Source organism: Mesorhizobium sp. NPDC059025 (assembly GCF_042739655.1).
GTDB lineage: Bacteria > Pseudomonadota > Alphaproteobacteria > Rhizobiales > Rhizobiaceae > Mesorhizobium.
In genome coordinates this window covers 153142-171898 of record NZ_JBHYIM010000004.1, presented here as the reverse complement: position 1 = coordinate 171898, position 18757 = coordinate 153142, and the positions used below count along the sequence as shown (strand labels likewise).

Annotated in this window: 15 protein-coding genes; 9 read left to right on the top strand and 6 right to left on the bottom strand. The window is 63.8% G+C overall.

The annotated features are described in order from the left end of the window. Window positions 1–13: 13 nt before the first annotated feature. From htpX to ACFWYE_RS12080, 3 genes are all read left to right on the top strand, one after another. Window positions 14–1045 (top strand): zinc metalloprotease HtpX, encoded by a 1032-nt coding sequence (gene htpX, locus ACFWYE_RS12090; RefSeq protein WP_379065494.1) that lies wholly within the window; start codon window positions 14–16, stop codon window positions 1043–1045. Next, complete coding sequence (locus ACFWYE_RS12085) at window positions 1036–2421, top strand: RsmB/NOP family class I SAM-dependent RNA methyltransferase (RefSeq protein WP_379111600.1); 1386 nt, start codon at window positions 1036–1038, stop codon at window positions 2419–2421. Before htpX ends, ACFWYE_RS12085 begins: the two co-directional genes overlap by 10 nt. Before the next feature lie 150 nt (window positions 2422–2571). Next, window positions 2572–4296, top strand: a complete 1725-nt coding sequence (locus ACFWYE_RS12080; protein WP_379111599.1) for a heparinase II/III family protein — start codon at window positions 2572–2574, stop codon at window positions 4294–4296. A gap of 18 nt (window positions 4297–4314) precedes the next feature. On the opposite strand, the gene ACFWYE_RS12075 is transcribed toward ACFWYE_RS12080, so the two are convergent. After that, window positions 4315–4941: a DUF2239 family protein gene (locus tag ACFWYE_RS12075; RefSeq protein ID WP_379111597.1), complete on the bottom strand. Its 627-nt coding sequence runs from the start codon at window positions 4939–4941 to the stop codon at window positions 4315–4317. 117 nt (window positions 4942–5058) lie between these two features. Here ACFWYE_RS12075 and ACFWYE_RS12070 point away from each other — a divergent pair, with 117 nt between their 5' ends. From ACFWYE_RS12070 to ACFWYE_RS12060, 3 genes are all read left to right on the top strand, one after another. After that, on the top strand, window positions 5059–5388 hold the full coding sequence (locus tag ACFWYE_RS12070; protein ID WP_379111595.1) for a GIY-YIG nuclease family protein: 330 nt from the start codon (window positions 5059–5061) through the stop codon (window positions 5386–5388). A 103-nt stretch (window positions 5389–5491) separates the two neighbouring features. Beyond that, on the top strand, window positions 5492–7108 hold the full coding sequence (purH, locus tag ACFWYE_RS12065; RefSeq protein ID WP_379111594.1) for a bifunctional phosphoribosylaminoimidazolecarboxamide formyltransferase/IMP cyclohydrolase: 1617 nt from the start codon (window positions 5492–5494) through the stop codon (window positions 7106–7108). 13 nt (window positions 7109–7121) lie between these two features. Beyond that, the gene (locus tag ACFWYE_RS12060; RefSeq protein WP_379111593.1) at window positions 7122–7463 is read left to right on the top strand and encodes a hypothetical protein; all 342 of its coding nucleotides are present in this window, start codon (window positions 7122–7124) and stop codon (window positions 7461–7463) included. 10 nt (window positions 7464–7473) lie between these two features. Here the strand turns inward: ACFWYE_RS12060 and ACFWYE_RS12055 are convergent, their stop codons facing one another. The 3 genes from ACFWYE_RS12055 to ACFWYE_RS12045 form a co-directional block, all read right to left on the bottom strand. Further along, window positions 7474–8850, bottom strand: a complete 1377-nt coding sequence (locus tag ACFWYE_RS12055; protein ID WP_379111592.1) for an MFS transporter — start codon at window positions 8848–8850, stop codon at window positions 7474–7476. Between the two features lie 186 nt (window positions 8851–9036). Next, complete coding sequence (locus tag ACFWYE_RS12050) at window positions 9037–9945, bottom strand: NAD(P)-dependent oxidoreductase (protein ID WP_379111590.1); 909 nt, start codon at window positions 9943–9945, stop codon at window positions 9037–9039. Beyond that, the gene (locus tag ACFWYE_RS12045) at window positions 9945–10541 is read right to left on the bottom strand and encodes a LysE family translocator (RefSeq protein WP_379111588.1); all 597 of its coding nucleotides are present in this window, start codon (window positions 10539–10541) and stop codon (window positions 9945–9947) included. The genes ACFWYE_RS12050 and ACFWYE_RS12045 overlap by 1 nt, the downstream gene beginning before the upstream one ends. 101 nt (window positions 10542–10642) lie before the next feature. Between ACFWYE_RS12045 and ACFWYE_RS12040 the strand changes: the two genes are divergently transcribed. Further along, the gene (locus ACFWYE_RS12040) at window positions 10643–11512 is read left to right on the top strand and encodes a LysR family transcriptional regulator (protein ID WP_379065476.1); all 870 of its coding nucleotides are present in this window, start codon (window positions 10643–10645) and stop codon (window positions 11510–11512) included. Between the two features lie 56 nt (window positions 11513–11568). Here ACFWYE_RS12040 and ACFWYE_RS12035 read toward each other — a convergent pair whose 3' ends face one another. Beyond that, window positions 11569–16362 (bottom strand): NAD-glutamate dehydrogenase, encoded by a 4794-nt coding sequence (locus ACFWYE_RS12035; protein ID WP_379111587.1) that lies wholly within the window; start codon window positions 16360–16362, stop codon window positions 11569–11571. 140 nt (window positions 16363–16502) lie between these two features. Here ACFWYE_RS12035 and ACFWYE_RS12030 point away from each other — a divergent pair, with 140 nt between their 5' ends. Further along, window positions 16503–17066, top strand: a complete 564-nt coding sequence (locus tag ACFWYE_RS12030) for a peroxidase-related enzyme (RefSeq protein ID WP_379111586.1) — start codon at window positions 16503–16505, stop codon at window positions 17064–17066. Window positions 17067–17092: 26 nt separating this feature from the next. Here ACFWYE_RS12030 and ACFWYE_RS12025 read toward each other — a convergent pair whose 3' ends face one another. Then, window positions 17093–17707 carry a LysE family translocator gene (locus ACFWYE_RS12025; protein WP_379111584.1) on the bottom strand — a complete coding sequence of 205 codons (615 nt, stop codon included), beginning with the start codon at window positions 17705–17707 and terminating at the stop codon, window positions 17093–17095. A 420-nt stretch (window positions 17708–18127) separates the two neighbouring features. Here ACFWYE_RS12025 and ACFWYE_RS12020 point away from each other — a divergent pair, with 420 nt between their 5' ends. After that, window positions 18128–18742: a DUF1062 domain-containing protein gene (locus ACFWYE_RS12020; RefSeq protein WP_379111582.1), complete on the top strand. Its 615-nt coding sequence runs from the start codon at window positions 18128–18130 to the stop codon at window positions 18740–18742. The last annotated feature ends 15 nt before the right edge of the window (window positions 18743–18757 follow it).

Here is an 18757-nt window from a genome sequence, read left to right as displayed (position 1 = left end):
GATGGAGAAACATTTGAGCACGATGCGCACAGCCATGCTTCTGGCCGCCATGACGGCGCTGTTCATGGGTGTTGGCTACCTGATCGGCGGCTCCGGCGGCATGATGATTGCGTTGGTCATCGCAATCGCCACCAATTTTTTCAGCTACTGGAACGCCGACAAGATGGTGCTGTCGATGAACCACGCCGTCGAGGTCGACGAGCGCAGCGCACCGGAATTCCATGCCATCGTGAAGAGCCTTGCCGCCAATGCCGGTCTGCCGATGCCGCGTGTCTATCTGATCGACACCGACCAGCCCAACGCCTTCGCCACCGGCCGCAACCCCGAGAACGCCGCCGTTGCTGCCTCGACCGGGCTGCTGCAGCGCCTGTCGCATGAGGAAGTCGCTGCCGTGATGGCGCACGAGCTTGCCCATGTGCAGCACCGCGACACGCTCACCATGACCATCGTGGCGACCCTTGCCGGCGCCATTTCCATGCTCGGCAATTTCGCCTTCTTCTTCGGCGGCAACCGCGAGAACAACAATCCGCTCGGCTTCATTGGCGTGCTGGTGGCGATGATCGTTGCTCCTTTCGCGGCCATGATCGTGCAGATGGCGGTGAGCCGCACCCGCGAATACGAGGCGGACAGGCGCGGTGCGGAAATCTGCGGCCATCCGCTCTGGCTGGCTTCCGCCCTTGACAAGATCGCGCGCAGCGCCGAACGCATCCGCAACGACGATGCCGAACGCAATCCCGCCACCGCGCATCTTTTCATCATCAACCCGCTTTCCGGCGAGCGCATGGACAACCTCTTCTCCACCCACCCGAATACGGAAAACCGCATCGCCGCCTTGCAGGCGCTTGCCGTGCAAATGGGCCAGGCCCGCGAGGCCGGCGAAGCGACGCGTCCCGAAGCGGCACCTTCGCCGCGCCACGGCCAGATCGATTCGGCCGGCCCCTGGGGTAGCTCGGAGCCTCCCTCAGGCGAAAGCGAGCAACCGGAAGCGCCGAAATCCAATCCCTGGGGTCGCAACCCGTCCGGCCCGAAAGGCCCATGGCAGTGAAGCAAGCTGGCAGGGCCGCCCGCAAGCCGACGCCTCATCGTTCCGATAGTGCGCCGCAGGCACCCGGCCTTGCCGCGCGCCAGGCGGCAGCGCGACTGCTGGCCGCGGTCATCGATGCCCGCACGCCCCTGGATGGACTGACCGACAACGAGCACGGCCACCCGCAATATCGTGCGCTCGACGGGCGTGACCGTGCATTGGTGCGCGCCATTCTGGTCACCGCGCTCCGCTATCGCATGACCATTGCCGGCCTGCTCTCCCGCCGGCTGGAAAAGCCGCTGCCGGCCAATGCCACCACGCTTTCGCATATCCTGCATGTCGCGGCCGCGCAGATATTGTTCCTGGACGTGCCCGACAGTGCTGCCGTCGACCTTGCTGTGACTCATGCCAAAGCCGATCCGCGCACCGCACGCTTTTCCGGTCTCGTCAACGGTGTCCTGCGCGCCCTGGTCCGCGCCAAGGATGTCGAGCTGCCGCCGGCGCTGGATGCGACCAATGATGCGCCGGCGTGGTTCGAGCAACGGTTGCGCGATGCTTATGGCCAGGAAACGACCGATGCGATCCTCGCCGTGCATCGGCTGGAAGCACCGGTCGACTTCACGGTGAAAGCCGACCCGGCACTGTGGGCACAACGATTCGGTGGCATCGTCCTGCCGACGGGCACGGTTCGAGTGGAGAAGCTGCCCGCCCCTGTCACTGAGCTGTCAGGCTTCGCGGAAGGTGCCTGGTGGGTGCAGGATGCAGCAGCCGCCCTCCCGGCAAGGCTTTTCGGCGACATCACCGGCAAACGTGTTGCCGACCTTTGTGCGGCCCCTGGTGGCAAGACGGCACAGCTCATCCTCGCCGGCGCGAAGGTGACGGCGGTCGACACCTCGAAAAGCCGACTGGCGCGGCTGAGGCAGAACCTCGAACGGCTGGGCATGAACGCCGAGGTCATCCAGTCCGACCTTTTCGACTACAACCCCGCCGAGCTTTTCGATGCTGTTCTGCTGGATGCACCCTGCTCTTCCACCGGTACGGTACGCCGACACCCCGACGTACCCTGGACCAAGACGCTCGCCGACATCGACAAGCTTGCGAACCTGCAGCGCCGATTGCTGGAGAAAGCCGTCACGCTGCTGAAGCCTGGCGGTCGCGTTGTCTTTTCCAACTGCTCGCTCGATCCGCTCGAAGGAGAGGAACTCCACGAAGCCTTCCTGTCCGAGGCGAAGGGTATTGTCGACGATCCGATCCGGCCGGACGAAATCCCGGGCATCGCGTCTTTCGTGACGCCGAAGGGAACGCTGCGCACCACACCTGCCGGCTTCGGCATGGACAATCCGATGTTGTCCGGCCTCGACGGCTTCTTTGCTGCCCGCCTGCGCAGAACGGATTGACATCCCGCACTCGGCAAATCGTGTCGCGGCAAAATACCCCAAAAAGGTCTGGCTTAACCCTGATCTGTGGGCTTCCCGCCGAATTCGCTTTCAAGAATATAGTTGAATCCTATAATTCACGCGGGCGGACGGGACAAATCGAGGTGGTTTTTGGCACTCGCTGCCGATGATACGACGCGTCTGTGGACGCTCGTCGCAAAGGAATTTTGGCGCAAGACGCGCCGGCGCCTGCGCGCCGGGCCTGTCTATCGCTGGCGCTATTCCGGTCGCACCCCCGAACGCGTGCTGATTGCGCCGCCCGATCTCAGGCTGGCCGATCCGCAGATCGCGCATGAAATCTACTATGGCCGTTTTCCGCTCTCCGGCCATCTGGTCGAGACCGGTGGCCTGTCGCCGTTCCAGCTTGACGTCGCCCATGATGGCTGGGTGCGCTCACTGCATGGGTTCCGCTGGCTTCGCCACATGCGCGCCGCCGGAACCGACCTTGCTGCCGCCAACGCCCGTGCGCTGGTCTCCGACTGGATCGCCCAGCACGGCAATCGCATCGCGGGCCCGGCCTGGGAACCGGCCACCACCGCCAAGCGCATCATCGCCTGGCAGCAGCATTCCTCCATCGTCCTGCAGGGCGCGGAGTTTCCATTCTACCGCGCCTTCCTGAAAACGCTTGCGGTGCAGATCCGCTACCTGCGTTCGCTGGCGCGCGAAATGCCCGATGGCAAGGACAGGCTGCGCGCCCGCGTCGCTCTCGCCTTTGCGGCATTGTCGCTGCCCGCGCCGGCCTCGGCACTGCGCTCGGCCACCCGCAATCTCGGCGAGGAGCTCGACCGACAGATCCTTCCCGACGGCGGTCATGTCTCGCGCAATCCGCTGACTGTACTGGAGATCCTGGCCGACCTCCTGCCGCTGCGCCAGACCTATGCCAATCAGGCCGAGACACCACCGGCGGCGTTGATCAATGCCATCGACCGAATGCTGCCGGCGCTGCGTTTCTTTCGCCACCATGACGGCAGCCTCGCCCGATTCAACGGCATGGGCGCCACGATTCAGGACCGAATCGCCGCGATCCTGCGCCATGACGACACCGCCGGCGCGCCGTTGCTGCATGCGCCCTATTCCGGCTACGAGCGGCTGGCCATGGGCGACGTGACGGTGATTGCCGACACAGGCGCGCCGCCGCCTATCGATGTTTCCAATTCCGCCCATGCCGGCTGTCTGTCGTTCGAGCTGTCGTCGGGCCGCCAGCACTACATCGTGAATGCCGGCGTGGACACCTATGGCGCCGCCGAATTCCGCCCGTTGGCGCGCGCCACTGCCGCGCATTCCACGGCGACGCTCAACGATACGTCATCCGCGCGTTTCGCCCTGTCGATGCGGCTCGGCGGCCTGCCAGGTTCGCCCTTGCTCGGAGGTCCGCGCAAAGTCTCGAGCGAACGGCTTGACGATAGTGGGCGTCAGGGCTTCATCGCCCGGCATGATGGTTATGCGCAACGCTTCGGCATCCTGCATGAACGCGAAGTGGTGCTGTCGACAAATGGCAATGTTCTGACCGGCCGCGACCGTTTCCTGCAAGCCGGAAGCGGTGCGATCCGCAATGATGGTCGCGACACCGTCGCTGTACGCTTTCACATCCACCCCGACGCCAGCCTGTTCCGTGACGAGCACGACCGGCTCGTGCTTGCCGCCGAAGGCGGCGACATCTGGGTGTTCACCTCGCCGCAGGTACAGCCCGAGGTCGAGGAATCGATTTTCTTCGCCGGTATCGTCGGACCGCGCCGCAGCCGGCAGATCGTGCTGCATTTCCAGGCATCGACCCTGGCGGAAGTGCATTGGCAGTTCGTGCGCACCGGCACCGCGGGTTTTGCCCCAAGGCCTTGACCTTGGCGCGCTCCGATTTCAGGTGTCCGGCACGTAACCTGCAAGCCTCCGGGCGTGCGCCCTGATATCCGTCGGCCAGTTCGCCATTTCGCGCGTGAACGCCTCGGGATCCTCGGCAAACAAGGCTCGGGACGCCTCCTCGAAGCCGGGCAGGTTTCCAGCCATGGCCGAAAGGAACCGATAGGCGGCCTCTCGTCGGTTACGCCGGACGCTCCCATCGCCATCCGCACGGCGTGCTGTATCGACCAGCCGGCGCAACGTCTGCGAGGCACCGCCAGGCTGCGCCGCCAGCCACTCCCATTGCCGCGGCAACAACGTGACCTCGCGTGCGATCACCCCAAGCTTCGGCCGGCCCCGACCGCGCGTTGCGGTATCCGGCCCTTCCGCTATCGGTTGGTCCTCAGCAGCGGTCTTGGCGGAGGGAATCGATGGAAAACGTCCGGCGAGCCGCGAAATGATCTCCGCTTCCGAACCACGCAGGTCGAGATCGATGACAGCGCCCGTAGCGTCGTCGAAGACCAACAAGGGCGCGTCCGCGGCGCTTTCTCGCGCTTTCACGGCGAGCGCCACTTCGGCCAGCGAGCCGCCGGCGAGGCGGCGATCGCCCTCGAACGCGGTGCTGGCGGCGGTCAGAGACAAAGGCATCAAGAATTCTCCCTAGTTCGGCCTTCATACCGTGTTCTCCGGCAATGTCAAATATTACCCGGGTATAATTGACATTGCCGAACGCTGCCCCTACATGCCGGCCGAAAGGTTTCCATCATGAGCAGCATCGACAGGAAGGCCGCCGTAGCGGCCTATAAGAAACGTGATGTCCCGGCGGGGATTTATGGGCTGTTCTGCGCTGAAGCGGATCAGCGCTGGGTCGGGCATTCGCCGGATCTCGACGCAATGCCGAACCGGTTGTGGTTCACGCTTCGGCTGGGCAGCCATCGCGCAGCCCAGCTGCAGGCGGCATACGACCGACATGGCCAGGACGCCATCGCCATCGAGGTGCTCGAGCGTTTCGAGGACGATTCCCAACCCGAAGGCGCTGCGCTGAAGGAACGCCTGTCCTTCTGGCGTGACAAGATGGACGCGCTACCCGCCTGAGTTTGTGCCCGGCACGCTTTCCGGCGCTGACCCTGCTTGATTTTGAGCTTCCGTGTGCTACGGCGCGGGCCATCTTCTTCAGCCCGCAGAAAGGCCGCCAGCCATGGCCGTTGCCGCCAAGAACATTCCCGCGCCGGATCTCGTTCCCGTTCGTCGCGCGCTGCTTTCCGTGTCCGACAAGACTGGCCTCATCGATTTCGCGGCGGCACTCGCCAAGGCTGGCGTCGAACTGGTGTCGACCGGCGGCACCGCCAAGTCGATCGCTGCTGCCGGCATCGCCGTGCGCGACGTGTCTGAACTGACCGGCTTCCCCGAGATCATGGACGGCCGTGTCAAGACACTGCATCCTTCGGTGCATGGCGCCTTGCTCGGCGTGCGCGACGATCCGGAACATGCCGCCGCCATGCGCGACCACGGCATCCAGCCGATCGACCTGGTCGTGGTCAATCTTTACCCGTTCGAACAGGTACGCGCCTCCGGCGCCGGCTACGCCGCCATCGTGGAGAACATCGATATCGGCGGTCCGGCCATGGTGCGCGCCTCGGCCAAGAACCACGCCTATGTCGCCATCGTCACCGAACCCGAGGACTATAGCGCGGTGCTTGAAGCGCTTGCCGCCAATGGCGGCGCGCTTCCGCTGGATTTCCGCAAGCAGCTTGCAGCAAAGGCCTTTGCCCGCACGGCCGCCTATGATGCGGCGATTTCCGGCTGGTTCGCCGAAGAACTGAAGATCGAGCAGCCGACATGGCGCGCCTTCGGCGGACGGCTGGAAAGCGTCATGCGGTACGGCGAAAACCCGCACCAGTCGGCCGGCTTCTACGTGAATGGCGACAGGCGTCCCGGCGTTGCAACGGCACGCCAGCTGCAGGGCAAGCAACTGTCCTACAACAACATCAACGACACCGACGCCGCTTTCGAGCTGGCCGGTGAATTCGACCCGGCCCGCAGCGCCGCGGTCGCGATCATCAAGCATGCCAACCCTTGCGGCGTTGCTGAAGGCGCCACGCTCAGGGAAGCGTATCTCAAGGCCCTGGCCTGCGACCCGGTCTCGGCCTTCGGCGGCATCGTCGCGCTGAACCGGCTGCTGGATGCCGAGGCTGCCGAGGAAATCGTCAAGACCTTCACCGAGGTGATCATTGCGCCCGACGTGTCCGAAGAGGCCGCAGCGATCGTCGCCGCCAAGAAGAACCTGCGCCTGCTGGTCACCGACGGTCTTCCCAATCCGCGCCAGGCCGGCACGATCGTGAAATCAGTGGCCGGCGGACTCCTGGTGCAGAACCGCGACAATGCCGTGGTCGACGATCTCGACCTCAAGGTCGTCACCAGGCGCGCGCCGAGCGAAGCCGAAATGGCGGACCTGAAATTTGCCTTCCGCATCGCCAAGCATGTGAAGTCCAATGCCATCGTCTATGCCAGGGACCATGCCACGGTCGGCATCGGCGCCGGCCAGATGAGCCGTGTCGACTCCTCGCGTATTGCGGCGCGCAAGGCGCTGGATGCTGCGGAAGCCGCCGGCCACGCTGAGCCGCTGACCAAGGGTTCGGTCGTCGCTTCCGACGCCTTCTTCCCCTTTGCCGACGGGTTGCTTGCCGCCGTCGAAGCGGGCGCCACGGCGGTCATTCAGCCCGGCGGCTCGATGCGCGACGACGACGTCGTCAAGGCAGCCGACGACCACGGCATCGCCATGGTCTTCACCGGCATCAGGCATTTCCGGCACTAGTCCTGGTGACGACATGGCCGCGATTTCGGACTTCGAACATCAGCGGATCCTGGAGATAATCGCGGCCGTTGCAGGCAATGACTGGAATAGATTCAAATTTCTTTCGGACGATCCTTTCCTGAATGAGGAAAGCATGTTCGAGCAATTCGAGGATTCTCGCTTAAAGGTCGCCGACGGATTTGGCGACTGGCAGAAATCTCTGGGCGTTAAAAAAACGAAGGATGGATCGCGAATGATCCATCTGCATGTTCAGCCCAAAATCCCAGGAGACTCAGAGATTGTTCTCACGCTTCATTCCTTGAAAAACAGGATAAGTATCTGGGCTTTCTATCAGATTCCGGATTTTTCGGATTGAAGCACTCGCCTCAGCCTTCCGTCCTGTCGGCCGGATAAGGCGTGCCGGCGAGGATTATCATGCCAGCGAGCAGGAACAGAATGATCATCGCCATGCCGAGGCGAGGCGAACCGGTCGTCGCCGTGACGGTGGCGATCAGGAATGGCGCCAGAAAACTGGTCGCCCGGCCCGCCAGCGCATAGATGCCGAAGTAGCGGCCGGACTCCTCTGCCGTGACACTGCGCGCCATGTAGGAGCGCGACGACGCCTGCACCGGCCCGAACGCCACGCCGATCAGCAGGCCGTAGACGATATAGGCCTTCTCTGCCGGCGTGCCGAACAGACCGCCGCTGTCGACGCCGGGAAGCTGCAGCCAGCCGAACAGCGTATAGCCCGGCCCGGTCGAGATGATGCCGACGGTGGCGATGGTCAGCAGCACCAGCGAGATCATTACCACGACCTTCGACCCCAGCCCGGTATCCAGCCGCGCCGCAACCCAGCAGCCGAGAATGGCGACGACATTGAGGATGATGCCGAACACACCGATCTCGGTGATCGACCAGCCGAACATCGCCGCGGCGAAAGCACCGCCGAGCGAAAGCAGCGCATTGACGCCGTCCTGGTAGATCATGCGCGCGACGAGGAAACGGAAGATGCCGACACGCTTGCGCACCTCGGCAAGCGTCGATTTCAGCTCCGCCAGACCCTGCCTGACCGCCGGCCCGACCGGAATGCCTTTGACCGCATCCGGCGTGAAAAAGAACATCGGCAGGATGAAGACGAAGTACCACAGCGCAGAGAGCGGGCCGGTGGCGCGGGCATCCTCGCCGAGCTTGGGGTCGAGACCGAAGATCGGGTCGAGGCCGACGATCGTCTTGCCGGTCTCCGGCGAGCCCGCCATCAACGCCACGACGAAGATCAGCGCCACCATGCCGCCGAGATAGCCGAGCCCCCAGGCGATGTTGGAGATCTTGCCGATCTCCGCCTTGGGCACCAGGCGCGGCATCATCGAATCGTTGAAGACCGTCGAGAATTCCGCAGCCACCGAGGCCAGCGAGAAGAACAGCACGATCAGGAAAAGGTTCGATCCCGGTGCAGCGAACCACAGCAGCATCAGGCTGACGATCTTGATCGTGGCGAAGAAGGCGATCCACGGCTTGCGTGGCCCTGTCTGGTCGGCGATCGAACCGAGGATCGGCGAGAGCACCGCGATCACCAGTCCCGCCGCGGCCAGCCCATAACCCCAGACCGCCTGGCCCATCGCAGGATCCGCCGACAGGCGCGAGACGAAATAGGGGCCGAAGATGAAGGTTGTGACCACCGTGAAGAAGGGCTGCGCCGCCCAGTCGAAGAACATCCAGCCCCAGATGCCGCGCCCGGAAGCGCGCTGCATGGTCACGTCGCTCATCTGTCCTCCACCGCTTTGTCCCGTTCGCGGTGGCCCATGTCTGCACGTTTTTCGCGGTTCTGCAAAGACCCGCGGGGAGTTGGCCGCCGTGACCTTGCGCGAGGGTTGCGGCCTGGGCCGCAAACACGATCTTTTGCTGTTCAAATTCCGCGCCACTGACACCGGGCTGCCCGATCCGGCTACCGGTCATGCATCGCGCGACTTTGCCGTGCGCGCTTCAATGGCGCGCAGGACGGCGGCCATGTCGGATTGACCAAGCCCCATCGCTTCGGTCTCACCGTAGAGCACGTGACAGACATCGAGCAAAGGCGAGGCGACTTTTGCATCGCGCGCTGCCTCGGCGATCAGGCGGTTGTTCTTGAAGACATCGGTGATCGCCGCCTGCACGGAGAAGTCCCCGGCAACCAGCTTCGCCAGCTTGATGCGCGAGACATCGCTGGCCATGGGGCCAGCATCAAGCACGGCAGCAAGTTGGGTGAGATTCAAATTGTAGCGCTCGGCGAAATGCACGGACTCGGCCAGGCCCGTCACCATGGTGATCAGGAAGATGTTGACTGCGAGCTTCATCAAGAGAGCATTCGGCACCGCGCCGCAGACAACCGTATCACGGCACATCGCCGAGAGCAGAGGCCGCACCACCTCCACCGCTTCGGGCTCGCCAGCCAGCATCGCCACGAGCTGTCCCGCTTCTGCGGGCTTGCGCGAACCCGAAACCGGCGCCTCGACATAGTGGCCGCCGGCTGCGCGGATGTCGGCCTGCAAGTCGCGCGAATAACCCGGAGAGGTAGTTCCCATATGCACGATGATATGCCCCGACACATACGCGGCGAAATCCGTCGTGCCCCGCGCCAGCATCGCATCGATCGCCTGCTCCGTGGCGAGCATCAGTATGACGATCTCCGTTCCGGCAAAAACCTCGCCGGGACTTGCAGCCACCTTTGCACCCGCTTCGCGCAACGGTTCGCAAAGACCCGGCGATCGGTTCCAGACCAAAAGCGGTGTTCCCGCCCGTGCCATGTTCAGCGCCATCGGCTGTCCCATCACGCCGAGGCCGATGAAACCAATCTCCTTGTCCGCTCGAACAGCCATCGTCATCAGAACCACACCTGTACGATCGAAAGGGCGAGCAGGACGGCGAGCGCTATGTTGAGCCCCCGCCATTGCGCATCGGTGCGGATAAGCCGCGCCATCAGCGCGCCGAAGGTACACCAGACCGACACCGAGATGGTGGCCGCCAGGCCAAAGGCGACTGCCAGCACGATGCCGAGCCGTGCTGGACCGCTGGCCAGCGTGGCGAAAGACGCGGCCGCGCCCAAAGTCATCGCCCAGGCTTTGGGGTTGAGCCACAGCAGCCAAACTCCGTTGGCAAAACTGGTTGGCTGCACCAGCGCAGTGTCGAGACTTGGCGGCCCCGCCCGTCCAACCTTCCAGGCGAGCCACAACAGATAGGCCGAACCTCCCGCTTTCAGGACGATCTGCAGCGAAGGCATCGCAATCAGAACGCCGGCCAAGCCGAGTGCCGCAGCGGCCGCCATGCTGGCAAGCCCTGCGGCGATGCCGGCCATCAACGGGATTGACCGACGGAAGCCGAAATTCGCGCCCGAAGCAGCGGACATGGTGGTTGCTCCGCCCGGCGTGATGGATGAGACGAGCGCAAAGATGAACAACGGCAGGACGGCTTCGAGCGACATGCGTTTCTCCGGAGGATACGGCGGCGTCCTAGCTAGCGCCGGATACACCATTAGAGAAACGCATGTTGATTATAGCCAGCATTAGCAATCATAATGGCGCTATGACCCGCAACCTCGACCTTGCCCTGATCCGAACCTTCCTCGCCGTTGCCGAGCGCGGCAACATGACCGCTGCGGGCAATGCCCTGCACCTCACGCAAAGTGCCGTCAGCCAGCAGATAGCCCGGCTGGAACAGGCCTTTGGCCATGAGTTGTTTTCGCGTGAGCGACGTGGGCTGCGGCTCACAAGCGCTGGAGAGCGCCTGCAAGGCAAGGCGCGACCGCTGCTGGGCCTCAACGACGAAATCTGGGCAGACATGACGACACGCCGTGTCGAAGGGCCCGTCCGGCTCGGTGTGCCCTTCGATCTCGCCGGTCCGCTCATCGCGCCTGTTCTGAAGGGTTTCGCGGACGCCTTTCCGCAGGTCGAGATTTCGTTGTTCTGCGCATCATCGCCCGATCTCACGCAAGCACTGGCCAGGGGTGAGATCGATCTGGCTTTGGTCGAGACGCCACTCGGCGCCTCCGAAGGCGAGTGCCTCGCCGTCGACCGTCTGGTCTGGGTCGGCGCCAAGGGCGGTGTCGCGCATCTGAAGACACCGCTGCCGGTTTCGATGGTCGCCGAAACCTGTGCTTTCAGGCCCGCGGTCCTGGCAGCCTTGCACAGTCAGGATCGCGAATGGCGTACGGTGTTCGAGAATGGCAGCATCGATGCCACCACCGCCACGGTGACGACGGATCTTGCGGTAACGGCATGGCTTGCTTTTACCGTGCCGTCACATCTCGACATCCTGCCGGCGGAGGCCGGCCTGCCGCCACTGCCGTCTTTCGCGATCAACCTGCATCTGCCGACGCGCGATGCAGCCCCCGCGACGCTCGAACTTGCCCGCCACATTCGCGAGGGCCTGTCGAGAACCCGGCTGGCAGCCTAGAGGCTCGAAGCTTCCAGGCTGCGGATCGGGTCGGACTAGGGATCGGAATCGGGGCATCAAGCCCCGATCAGGTCGCTCATCAGGCCGGAGGCGACCGACAGACGCGACACTGTGATGTCACCGCCTTCCGTCAGGGCCTGCAGCCGTTCGCGCACGCGGGCGATGCGCTCACCGCCAGCCTCCAGCCAGGCCGCGACCGGATCGGCTGCCTTGCCGTGCTGCGTGAGTGCCGCCACCGCGATGCCGCGCCGTGCGGCACCGATTGTGTCGGTGGCGCGCGACAGCGCCAACTGATCGTAGTAGTCGGGCGGTGTCACCGATCGCGCGGCTTCCTCGATGCGCGGAATGCGGAAGGCTTCGCTCACAGCAAAGAAGGCTTTCGCCGCCGCGACGATATCCGAACCGGCAAGGCGCGATGTCAGGGCGATATCCGGGATCAGCTCAGCGACGTCGGCCAGAGCCAGCCGTTCCGCCAGTCTGTCGGGCGTGCCGACCTTGAACAGGCCGTGCCGCTTCTCCTCCAGCCGCTCGCGCGAGAAATCCGACAGCAGCGATACCAGCTTCGGCTCAAGCGCCTTGCGGGCCTCCTGCAGTTCGGCAATGCGCTGACCGAGCGGTGCGGTGCCGGCATCGTTCTTCAGATACCAGCCGGCGGTCACAAAGATAAGCCGGCTTACAATCTGGTAGAGATCGATCTGCACCTGGCCGTCTATCTTGTTGTCGAGCGCGTTGATCTCGTTGTAGAGCGCCGGCAGGCCGAAGCCGTCGCGGATCACCGCGAAGGTGCGCACCACATCGGCCGCGCTGCGTCCGGTCGCTTCCATCAGCCGGTTGGTGAAGGATGGTCCGCCGCGGTTGACCAGGTCATTGGCGACAACACGGGCGATGATCTCGCGCCGCAGCCGGTGACCATGGATCTCCTCATTGAACTTCTTGACCATCCGTTCCGGAAAGTACCCGGTCAGGTCGGTGTTGAAATGTCCGTCGTCCGGCACATCCGAGGCGACGATGTCTGAGAACAGCACGATCTTGGCATAGGCGAGCAGGACGCCGAGTTCCGCCCGGGTCAACGGTTCACCTCTCGCTTCGCGCTCGGCAAGGGCAGCCGGCGACGGCAGCGTCTCGACGGCGCGATCAAGCAGGCCACGCGCTTCGAGCGCAGCCATGAAGCGGCCCTGATGCGCGATGTCGGCCAGCCCGCGCTTGCGGGCGAGCGACAGTGCCAGTGTCTGCTCGTAGTTGTTGGAGAGCACCAGATTGCCGACCTCATCGGTCATCTCTGCCAGCAGCTTGTTGCGTGCAGGCCGCGCCAGCGAGCCCTTCCGCATGGCCGATGCCAGCGCGATCTTGATGTTGACCTCGACGTCGGAACAGTTGACGCCGCCGGAATTGTCGATGGCGTCCGAATTGTTGCGCCCGCCGGCCAGTCCGAACTCGATGCGGCCCCGCTGGGTGACGCCGAGATTGGCGCCCTCCCCGATCACCTTGGCGCGCAGGTCCACGGCGTTGACACGGATCGGATCGCTGGCGCGGTCGCCGACATCCTGGTTGGTCTCCGAAACCGCCTTCACATAGGTGCCGATGCCGCCGAACCACAGAAGATCGACCGGAGCCTTCAGGATGGCGGTCATGATCTCGGCCGGCGTCGCTGTCGTCTTGGCAAGGCCGATCGCCGCTGCGGCTTCAGCAGGCAGCGTAATCGACTTCTGGTTGCGCGAGACAATGACGCCGTTCCTGGACAGTTTCGTCTTGTCGTAGTCCTGCCAGCTCGAACGCGGCAGGTCGAACATGCGCTTGCGCTCGGCAAAGGAGGCCACCACGTCCGGCTCGGGATCGATGAAGATGTCGCGATGGTCGAACGCCGCGATCAGCTTCGTCTGTTCCGACAGAAGCATGCCGTTGCCGAACACGTCGCCCGACATGTCGCCGACGCCGACCACCGTGAAGGGCGAGGTCTGGATGTCGCGGTTCATTTCACGGAAATGCCGCTTCACCGCTTCCCAGGCACCCTTGGCGGTGATGCCCATCTTCTTGTGGTCGTAGCCTGCAGAGCCGCCCGAAGCGAAAGCGTCGTCCAGCCAGAAGCCGTGCTTTTCCGAAATCGCATTGGCGGTGTCTGAGAAGGTTGCCGTGCCCTTGTCGGCCGCGACGACGAAATACGGATCGTCGGCATCATGGCGCACCACACCGGCCGGCGGCACGACATGGTCGATGCCGATGTTGTCGGTGATCGACAGCAGGCTGGAAACGAAATTGATGTAAGCCTGACGGCCTGCCTCGAACCACAGGTCGCGCTGACTGGCCGGCGGCAGGCGCTTCGGATAGAAGCCCCCCTTGGCGCCGACCGGTACGATCACCGCATTCTTGACCTGCTGCGCCTTCACGAGGCCCAGCACCTCGGTGCGATAGTCCTGGGCGCGATCCGACCAGCGCAGACCGCCGCGCGCCACCGCGCCGAAGCGCAGGTGCACGCCTTCCACCTCGGAGCCGTACACGAAAATCTCGCGCCATGGCCTGGGTTCCGGCAATCCGTCGACGGCGCGCGAATCGAGCTTGATCGCCAGCGACTGGCCGCGCTCCTTCTTGCCATCCACGAAATGGTTGGTCCGCAGCGTCGCCTCGATCAGGTTGAGGTAGCGACGGATGATGGTGTCGTCGTCGATGCTGGGCACATCCTCCAGCGCGTCCTTGATCTTCGCCTTGAGGTGCTTGGCCGTGGTCACGCCTTCGCCCGCCGCGTCCGCGCCATGCCGCGCGACGAAGAGCGCATGGAGGCCCCGGGCGATATCCGGATAGCGGTTCAGCGTCGCCGCGATGAAGTCCTGGCTCTGCGGAATGCCGGCCTGCTGCAGATAGCGGCCATAGGCACGCAGCACCAGGATCTCGGTTGCTTTCAGCCCGGCTGTCTGGGCAAGGCTGTTGTAGCCGTCATTGTCGACGTCGCCGCGCCACACCGCCAGGAACACGTCCTCGAACAGCGCGCCCTCGTCGGCGAGATCGATCGGCTGGCCGTACGCGTTCTCCAGCTCCATGTCGTGGATGAAGACGCGGTTGCCGTCCTCCTTGTCGATCTCGAAGGTACGTTCGCTGATCACCCGGAATCCGGTGTTTTCCAGCAACGGCACGCGCCGGGACAGCGCCACCGGACTGCCGTGGTGATAGATCTTAAGCGAAGCCTGCTCGGGCTTCTGGCCGGCGTCACGATAATAATCGATGTCGATCGGGTTCTCGGCCGAGATCCTCGCGATGCGTTCGGCATCGACCAGCGCCACCGCCGACGAGAAGGAATCACGATAGCTTTCCGGGAAACGCGCGGCGATCGCCTTCAGCGCCGCATCGTGGCCGCCGGCCTCGGCGGCTTCCGCCAGCGCATCTTCCCAGGTGCGCACGATATCGCGGATCGCCGCTTCGATCGTTTCCTGCTCGACCTTGGGCGTCTTGCCGCCGGAGCGGCCGATGATGAAATGCACGCGGGCGAGGCCGCCTTCCGGGAAAGCCGGATAATAAGCCGACAAACGACCATCGAAAACTGTCTTGAGATACGCGCCCATCTTTTCGCGCACGACGCTGTCGTAGCGGTCGCGCGGCACGAAAACGAGGATGGAGACGAAGCGGTCGAACTGGTCGGCGCGCACCAGCGCACGCACGCGCGGCCGTTCGATCAGGCCGAGAATGGCCTCGGCATGTTTACGCAGGGTGGGTATCGGCACCTGGAACAGCTCGTCGCGCGGATAGCTCTCCAGAACATTGATCAGCGCCTTGCCGGAATGGTCGTCCGGATTGAAGCCGGACTTGGCGATCACCGTCTCGGCCTTGGAGCGCAGATAGGGGATCTTCATCACAGAGCGCGTGTAGGCGGTCGAAGTGAACAGGCCGACGATGCGCAGCTCGCCTGCCAGCTTGCCGTTCTTGTCGTAGGTCTTGATGCCGATGTAGTCGAGATAGATGCGCCGGTGCACGACCGACTTGGCATTGGCCTTGGTGACGATCAACGGTTCCGGTCCGTGCAGGAAGGCGCGGATCTCGGGTGTCGTGGTGACTGCCTCGGTGCCGCGCCGCAGCACCAGCACGTCCGGATCGGAGAGAATGCCCAGCCCCGGCTTGTCGGCGCGCTCAAGGCTGCCGCTCTTCTCACCGCCCGAATATTTGAACTCGCGCATGCCGAGGAAGGTGAAGTTGTCGTCGCGCAGCCATTCGAGGAAAGCGATGGCCTCGGCGACATGTTTCTTGTCCAGCGGCACCGGCGCGTAGCGGAATTCCGAAATCGCCTGGTCGAGACGCGCCAGCATCGGCTTCCAGTCGACGACGGCTGCGCGTACCTGCGCCAGCGTCTTGGTGAGCCGCGCGCCAAGCGCCGCGGCCGCTTCTTCCGAAAGCCGGCCGATATGGACATGCACCACGCTGACCTTGTCGAGGCCTGCGTCTTCCTTGGCGAGGCCACCGTCTCCGACGATCTCGGCCACACCGGCCTTCGAATGCCTGACCGCGATGACAGGATGGGTGACCAGTGTCGGCTCACCCGCGGCCTCGGTGATCTCGCCGAGGATCGAATCGAACAGGAAAGGCATGTTGTCGTTGACGACGGTGATCACCGTGACCGGCCGCCCCTGGCGCGACACGCCGGACGCCGTCTCGATGGCGACGATGCTTTCGCCCTTCTTATGGCGGGAAACCGCATTCTCGGCCAGTTCGGCAGCGCGGGCGAGATCGGCCGCGTCATAGACGGCAACGTCTTCGGATGGTGCTCTCGCCAGCAGATGGTCCGCCAGCCGTCCTGGCCTTTGACCTTCTTTTCCGCCTCCCTTCACCACAGGTTTCTTTGGTTTGGTTGCGGACTTCAGGCTGGCCATGATGCGATTTACCTCCGCCTTAGGCTGTATTGCGACTATCGTAGCAGATGATCGCCTTTTGGCGACAAAGGTTTGACGGCTGCCTAAGAAAAATGCTGGCTGCATAGAAAATTTGCAGATGCCGGCGAAAGGACACCACGATGAGCGAGAAAATCACCGCACTGGACTTGCCCCAGGGGGAACTGAGCGACGCCACCGGGGCCTATTTCGCAAAGTGTGAGGAAAAGCTCGGCCTCGTGCCCAACGTGCTCAGGGCCTACGCTTTCGACGAAAAGAAACTGCGCGCCTTCACCGACACCTACAACGACCTGATGCTGGGTGATTCCGGATTATCCAAGCTCGAACGCGAGATGATCGCGGTCGTCGTTTCTTCCATCAACCATTGCTACTACTGCCTGACCGCGCACGGGGCAGCGGTGCGCCAATTGTCCGGCGATCCGGCATTCGGCGAGATGATGGTGATGAACTTCCGCGCCGCCGACCTCACCGAAAAGCAGCGCGCCATGCTGGAATTCGCGGTCAAGCTGACCGAGCAGCCGGCAAAGATCGTCGAGGCCGATCGCGAAGCCCTGCGCCAGGTCGGGTTCACCGATCGCGACATCTGGGACATCGCTTCGACCGCAGCCTTCTTCAACATGTCGAACCGCGTCGCCGCCGCCATCGACATGCGGCCCAACGCCGAATACCACGCAATGGCGCGGTAGCATTCTTTTCCCAGGGAGAAGAAGATTCAGCTTCGCGCAGCGATCGCCGCGGCAGCGCCGGCCATGGTTCCGGCGGAAACCCGGTTGGCGATGCGCATGGCGTGCGGGCTTTTCAACAGCCTGCGCGCCTGCGCCGCCGCCAGGATCCAGGCGAAGTCGATGACGATCAGCACCACGGCCATCGTCGCCGTCAGTTCCATCCAGCCGAGCATGGAGACGGAGGCCAGGTCGATGATGGTCGGCAGCAGCGCCAGATAGAACATCATGATCTTGGGATTGCCGAGGGTAACCGCCATGCCGGCAAGGAAAAGCCTCACCGGCGAATCGTCCTTCGGTAGCGAGCCTTCGTTCGCTTCGACCGGCGCCGTCCACATCTTCCAGGCGAGGTAGGCGAGATAGGCAACGCCGAGCCATTTGATGGCGACGAAGGCGAGATGGAAGGTCTGCGCCACCACCGCCAGCCCGAACACCGCAAAGGACAGCCAGATCGCTTCGCCGATCCACATGGCCATCAGGAACGGCAGCACGTCGCGGAACCCTTTTGAGATCACCCGCGCCACCAGCGCAGCGATCGAAGGACCGGGTGAGCCGGCGGCGACGAACAGCGCACCGGCGAAAATGAGAAGGGACGTGAACGTCATGGACGCGCTCCTTGAGGCAGGCGCCGAAGCATAGGCCGAATGTCATCCCATGCAATCGGGGGCGATGAGTTCGCTTTCCCGTTCGACGTTCGTGGCGATGAGCCGTGAGAACACGGCTTGATCTCATCGACGCTGCTCGCTAGAACGCCGCATCGTCATCAGCCTCAGGCTCCCGACTTTGCCATCGTAACCGCCGGTCTCGTCAGCTCTCCCAGAACTCGCATGGCAGCGTGCAAGCGTTGCCACTTTACAATTGCGTTCGTTCCTGTGGCGGTTCGAGACCGGTTTGGCCAGCGCCTCTGCGCCGGACTCGAAGGCTCTCTCGCCTGATTTCCACACGAACGCCATTCCGCGCCTCAAAGAGAGGCATCTCGTTCATCGCTGCTTGGACGGACTTCCTGACGGGAAGGACCAACCGGCATGTCGTGCACGCTCCGCGTCCGATGGACCCTCATTGCAAACCGTTTCCCCCGCCCCTGGCGCTCCTGTCCACGTTGCGGCACGCAGCGCGCCTTCGAATGCAGCGATAAATTCCGGCTCAACGCCAATGGCAGGCGGCTCGATGCCTGGCTCGTCTACAAATGCACCACATGCGACGACACCTGGAACCACACGCTGTTCGAGCGCCGCAACGCCCGCGACCTCGATCCGGATCTGCTTTCGGCCCTGGAGGCCAATGATCCGGCACTGGTCAGGCGTTACGCCTTCGATGTCGCGGCCCTGCGCCGGTTCGCATACAGGGTCGAGGAATTCGCTGGAAACGTCGTCCGCAAGGAAGAACTGGCTAAGGGGTCAGCCGCAACGGACCGACTGGAGATCGTTCTAGCCACACCAGTCCCGGTCGCCATCCGGCTCGACCGTCTGCTCGCGATGGAACTTGGCCTGCCCCGCGCCCGGATCGGTACCATGGCGGATGCCGGCCACATCATCACGGCCGCTGGCCTCAACCGGCCGGTTCGGGACGGTTGCCGGGTAGAGATTGACCTTGCCGTGGACGACGCTGAGGTGATCCTGCGCAACGCTCGCCCACAATGACCGGTCAAAAAAGAA

Coding starts and splice junctions, on each gene's coding strand:
- ACFWYE_RS12085 (WP_379111600.1), top strand. CDS start 1,036: ATGGCAGTGAAGCAAGCTGGCAGGGCCGCCCGCAAGCCGACGCCTCAT.
- ACFWYE_RS12075 (WP_379111597.1), bottom strand. CDS start 4,941: ATGCCTTTGTCTCTGACCGCCGCCAGCACCGCGTTCGAGGGCGATCGC.
- ACFWYE_RS12070 (WP_379111595.1), top strand. CDS start 5,059: ATGAGCAGCATCGACAGGAAGGCCGCCGTAGCGGCCTATAAGAAACGT.
- purH (WP_379111594.1), top strand. CDS start 5,492: ATGGCCGTTGCCGCCAAGAACATTCCCGCGCCGGATCTCGTTCCCGTT.
- ACFWYE_RS12060 (WP_379111593.1), top strand. CDS start 7,122: ATGGCCGCGATTTCGGACTTCGAACATCAGCGGATCCTGGAGATAATC.
- ACFWYE_RS12055 (WP_379111592.1), bottom strand. CDS start 8,850: ATGAGCGACGTGACCATGCAGCGCGCTTCCGGGCGCGGCATCTGGGGC.
- ACFWYE_RS12050 (WP_379111590.1), bottom strand. CDS start 9,945: ATGACGATGGCTGTTCGAGCGGACAAGGAGATTGGTTTCATCGGCCTC.
- ACFWYE_RS12045 (WP_379111588.1), bottom strand. CDS start 10,541: ATGTCGCTCGAAGCCGTCCTGCCGTTGTTCATCTTTGCGCTCGTCTCA.
- ACFWYE_RS12040 (WP_379065476.1), top strand. CDS start 10,643: ATGACCCGCAACCTCGACCTTGCCCTGATCCGAACCTTCCTCGCCGTT.
- ACFWYE_RS12035 (WP_379111587.1), bottom strand. CDS start 16,362: ATGGCCAGCCTGAAGTCCGCAACCAAACCAAAGAAACCTGTGGTGAAG.
- ACFWYE_RS12030 (WP_379111586.1), top strand. CDS start 16,503: ATGAGCGAGAAAATCACCGCACTGGACTTGCCCCAGGGGGAACTGAGC.
- ACFWYE_RS12025 (WP_379111584.1), bottom strand. CDS start 17,707: ATGACGTTCACGTCCCTTCTCATTTTCGCCGGTGCGCTGTTCGTCGCC.
- ACFWYE_RS12020 (WP_379111582.1), top strand. CDS start 18,128: ATGTCGTGCACGCTCCGCGTCCGATGGACCCTCATTGCAAACCGTTTC.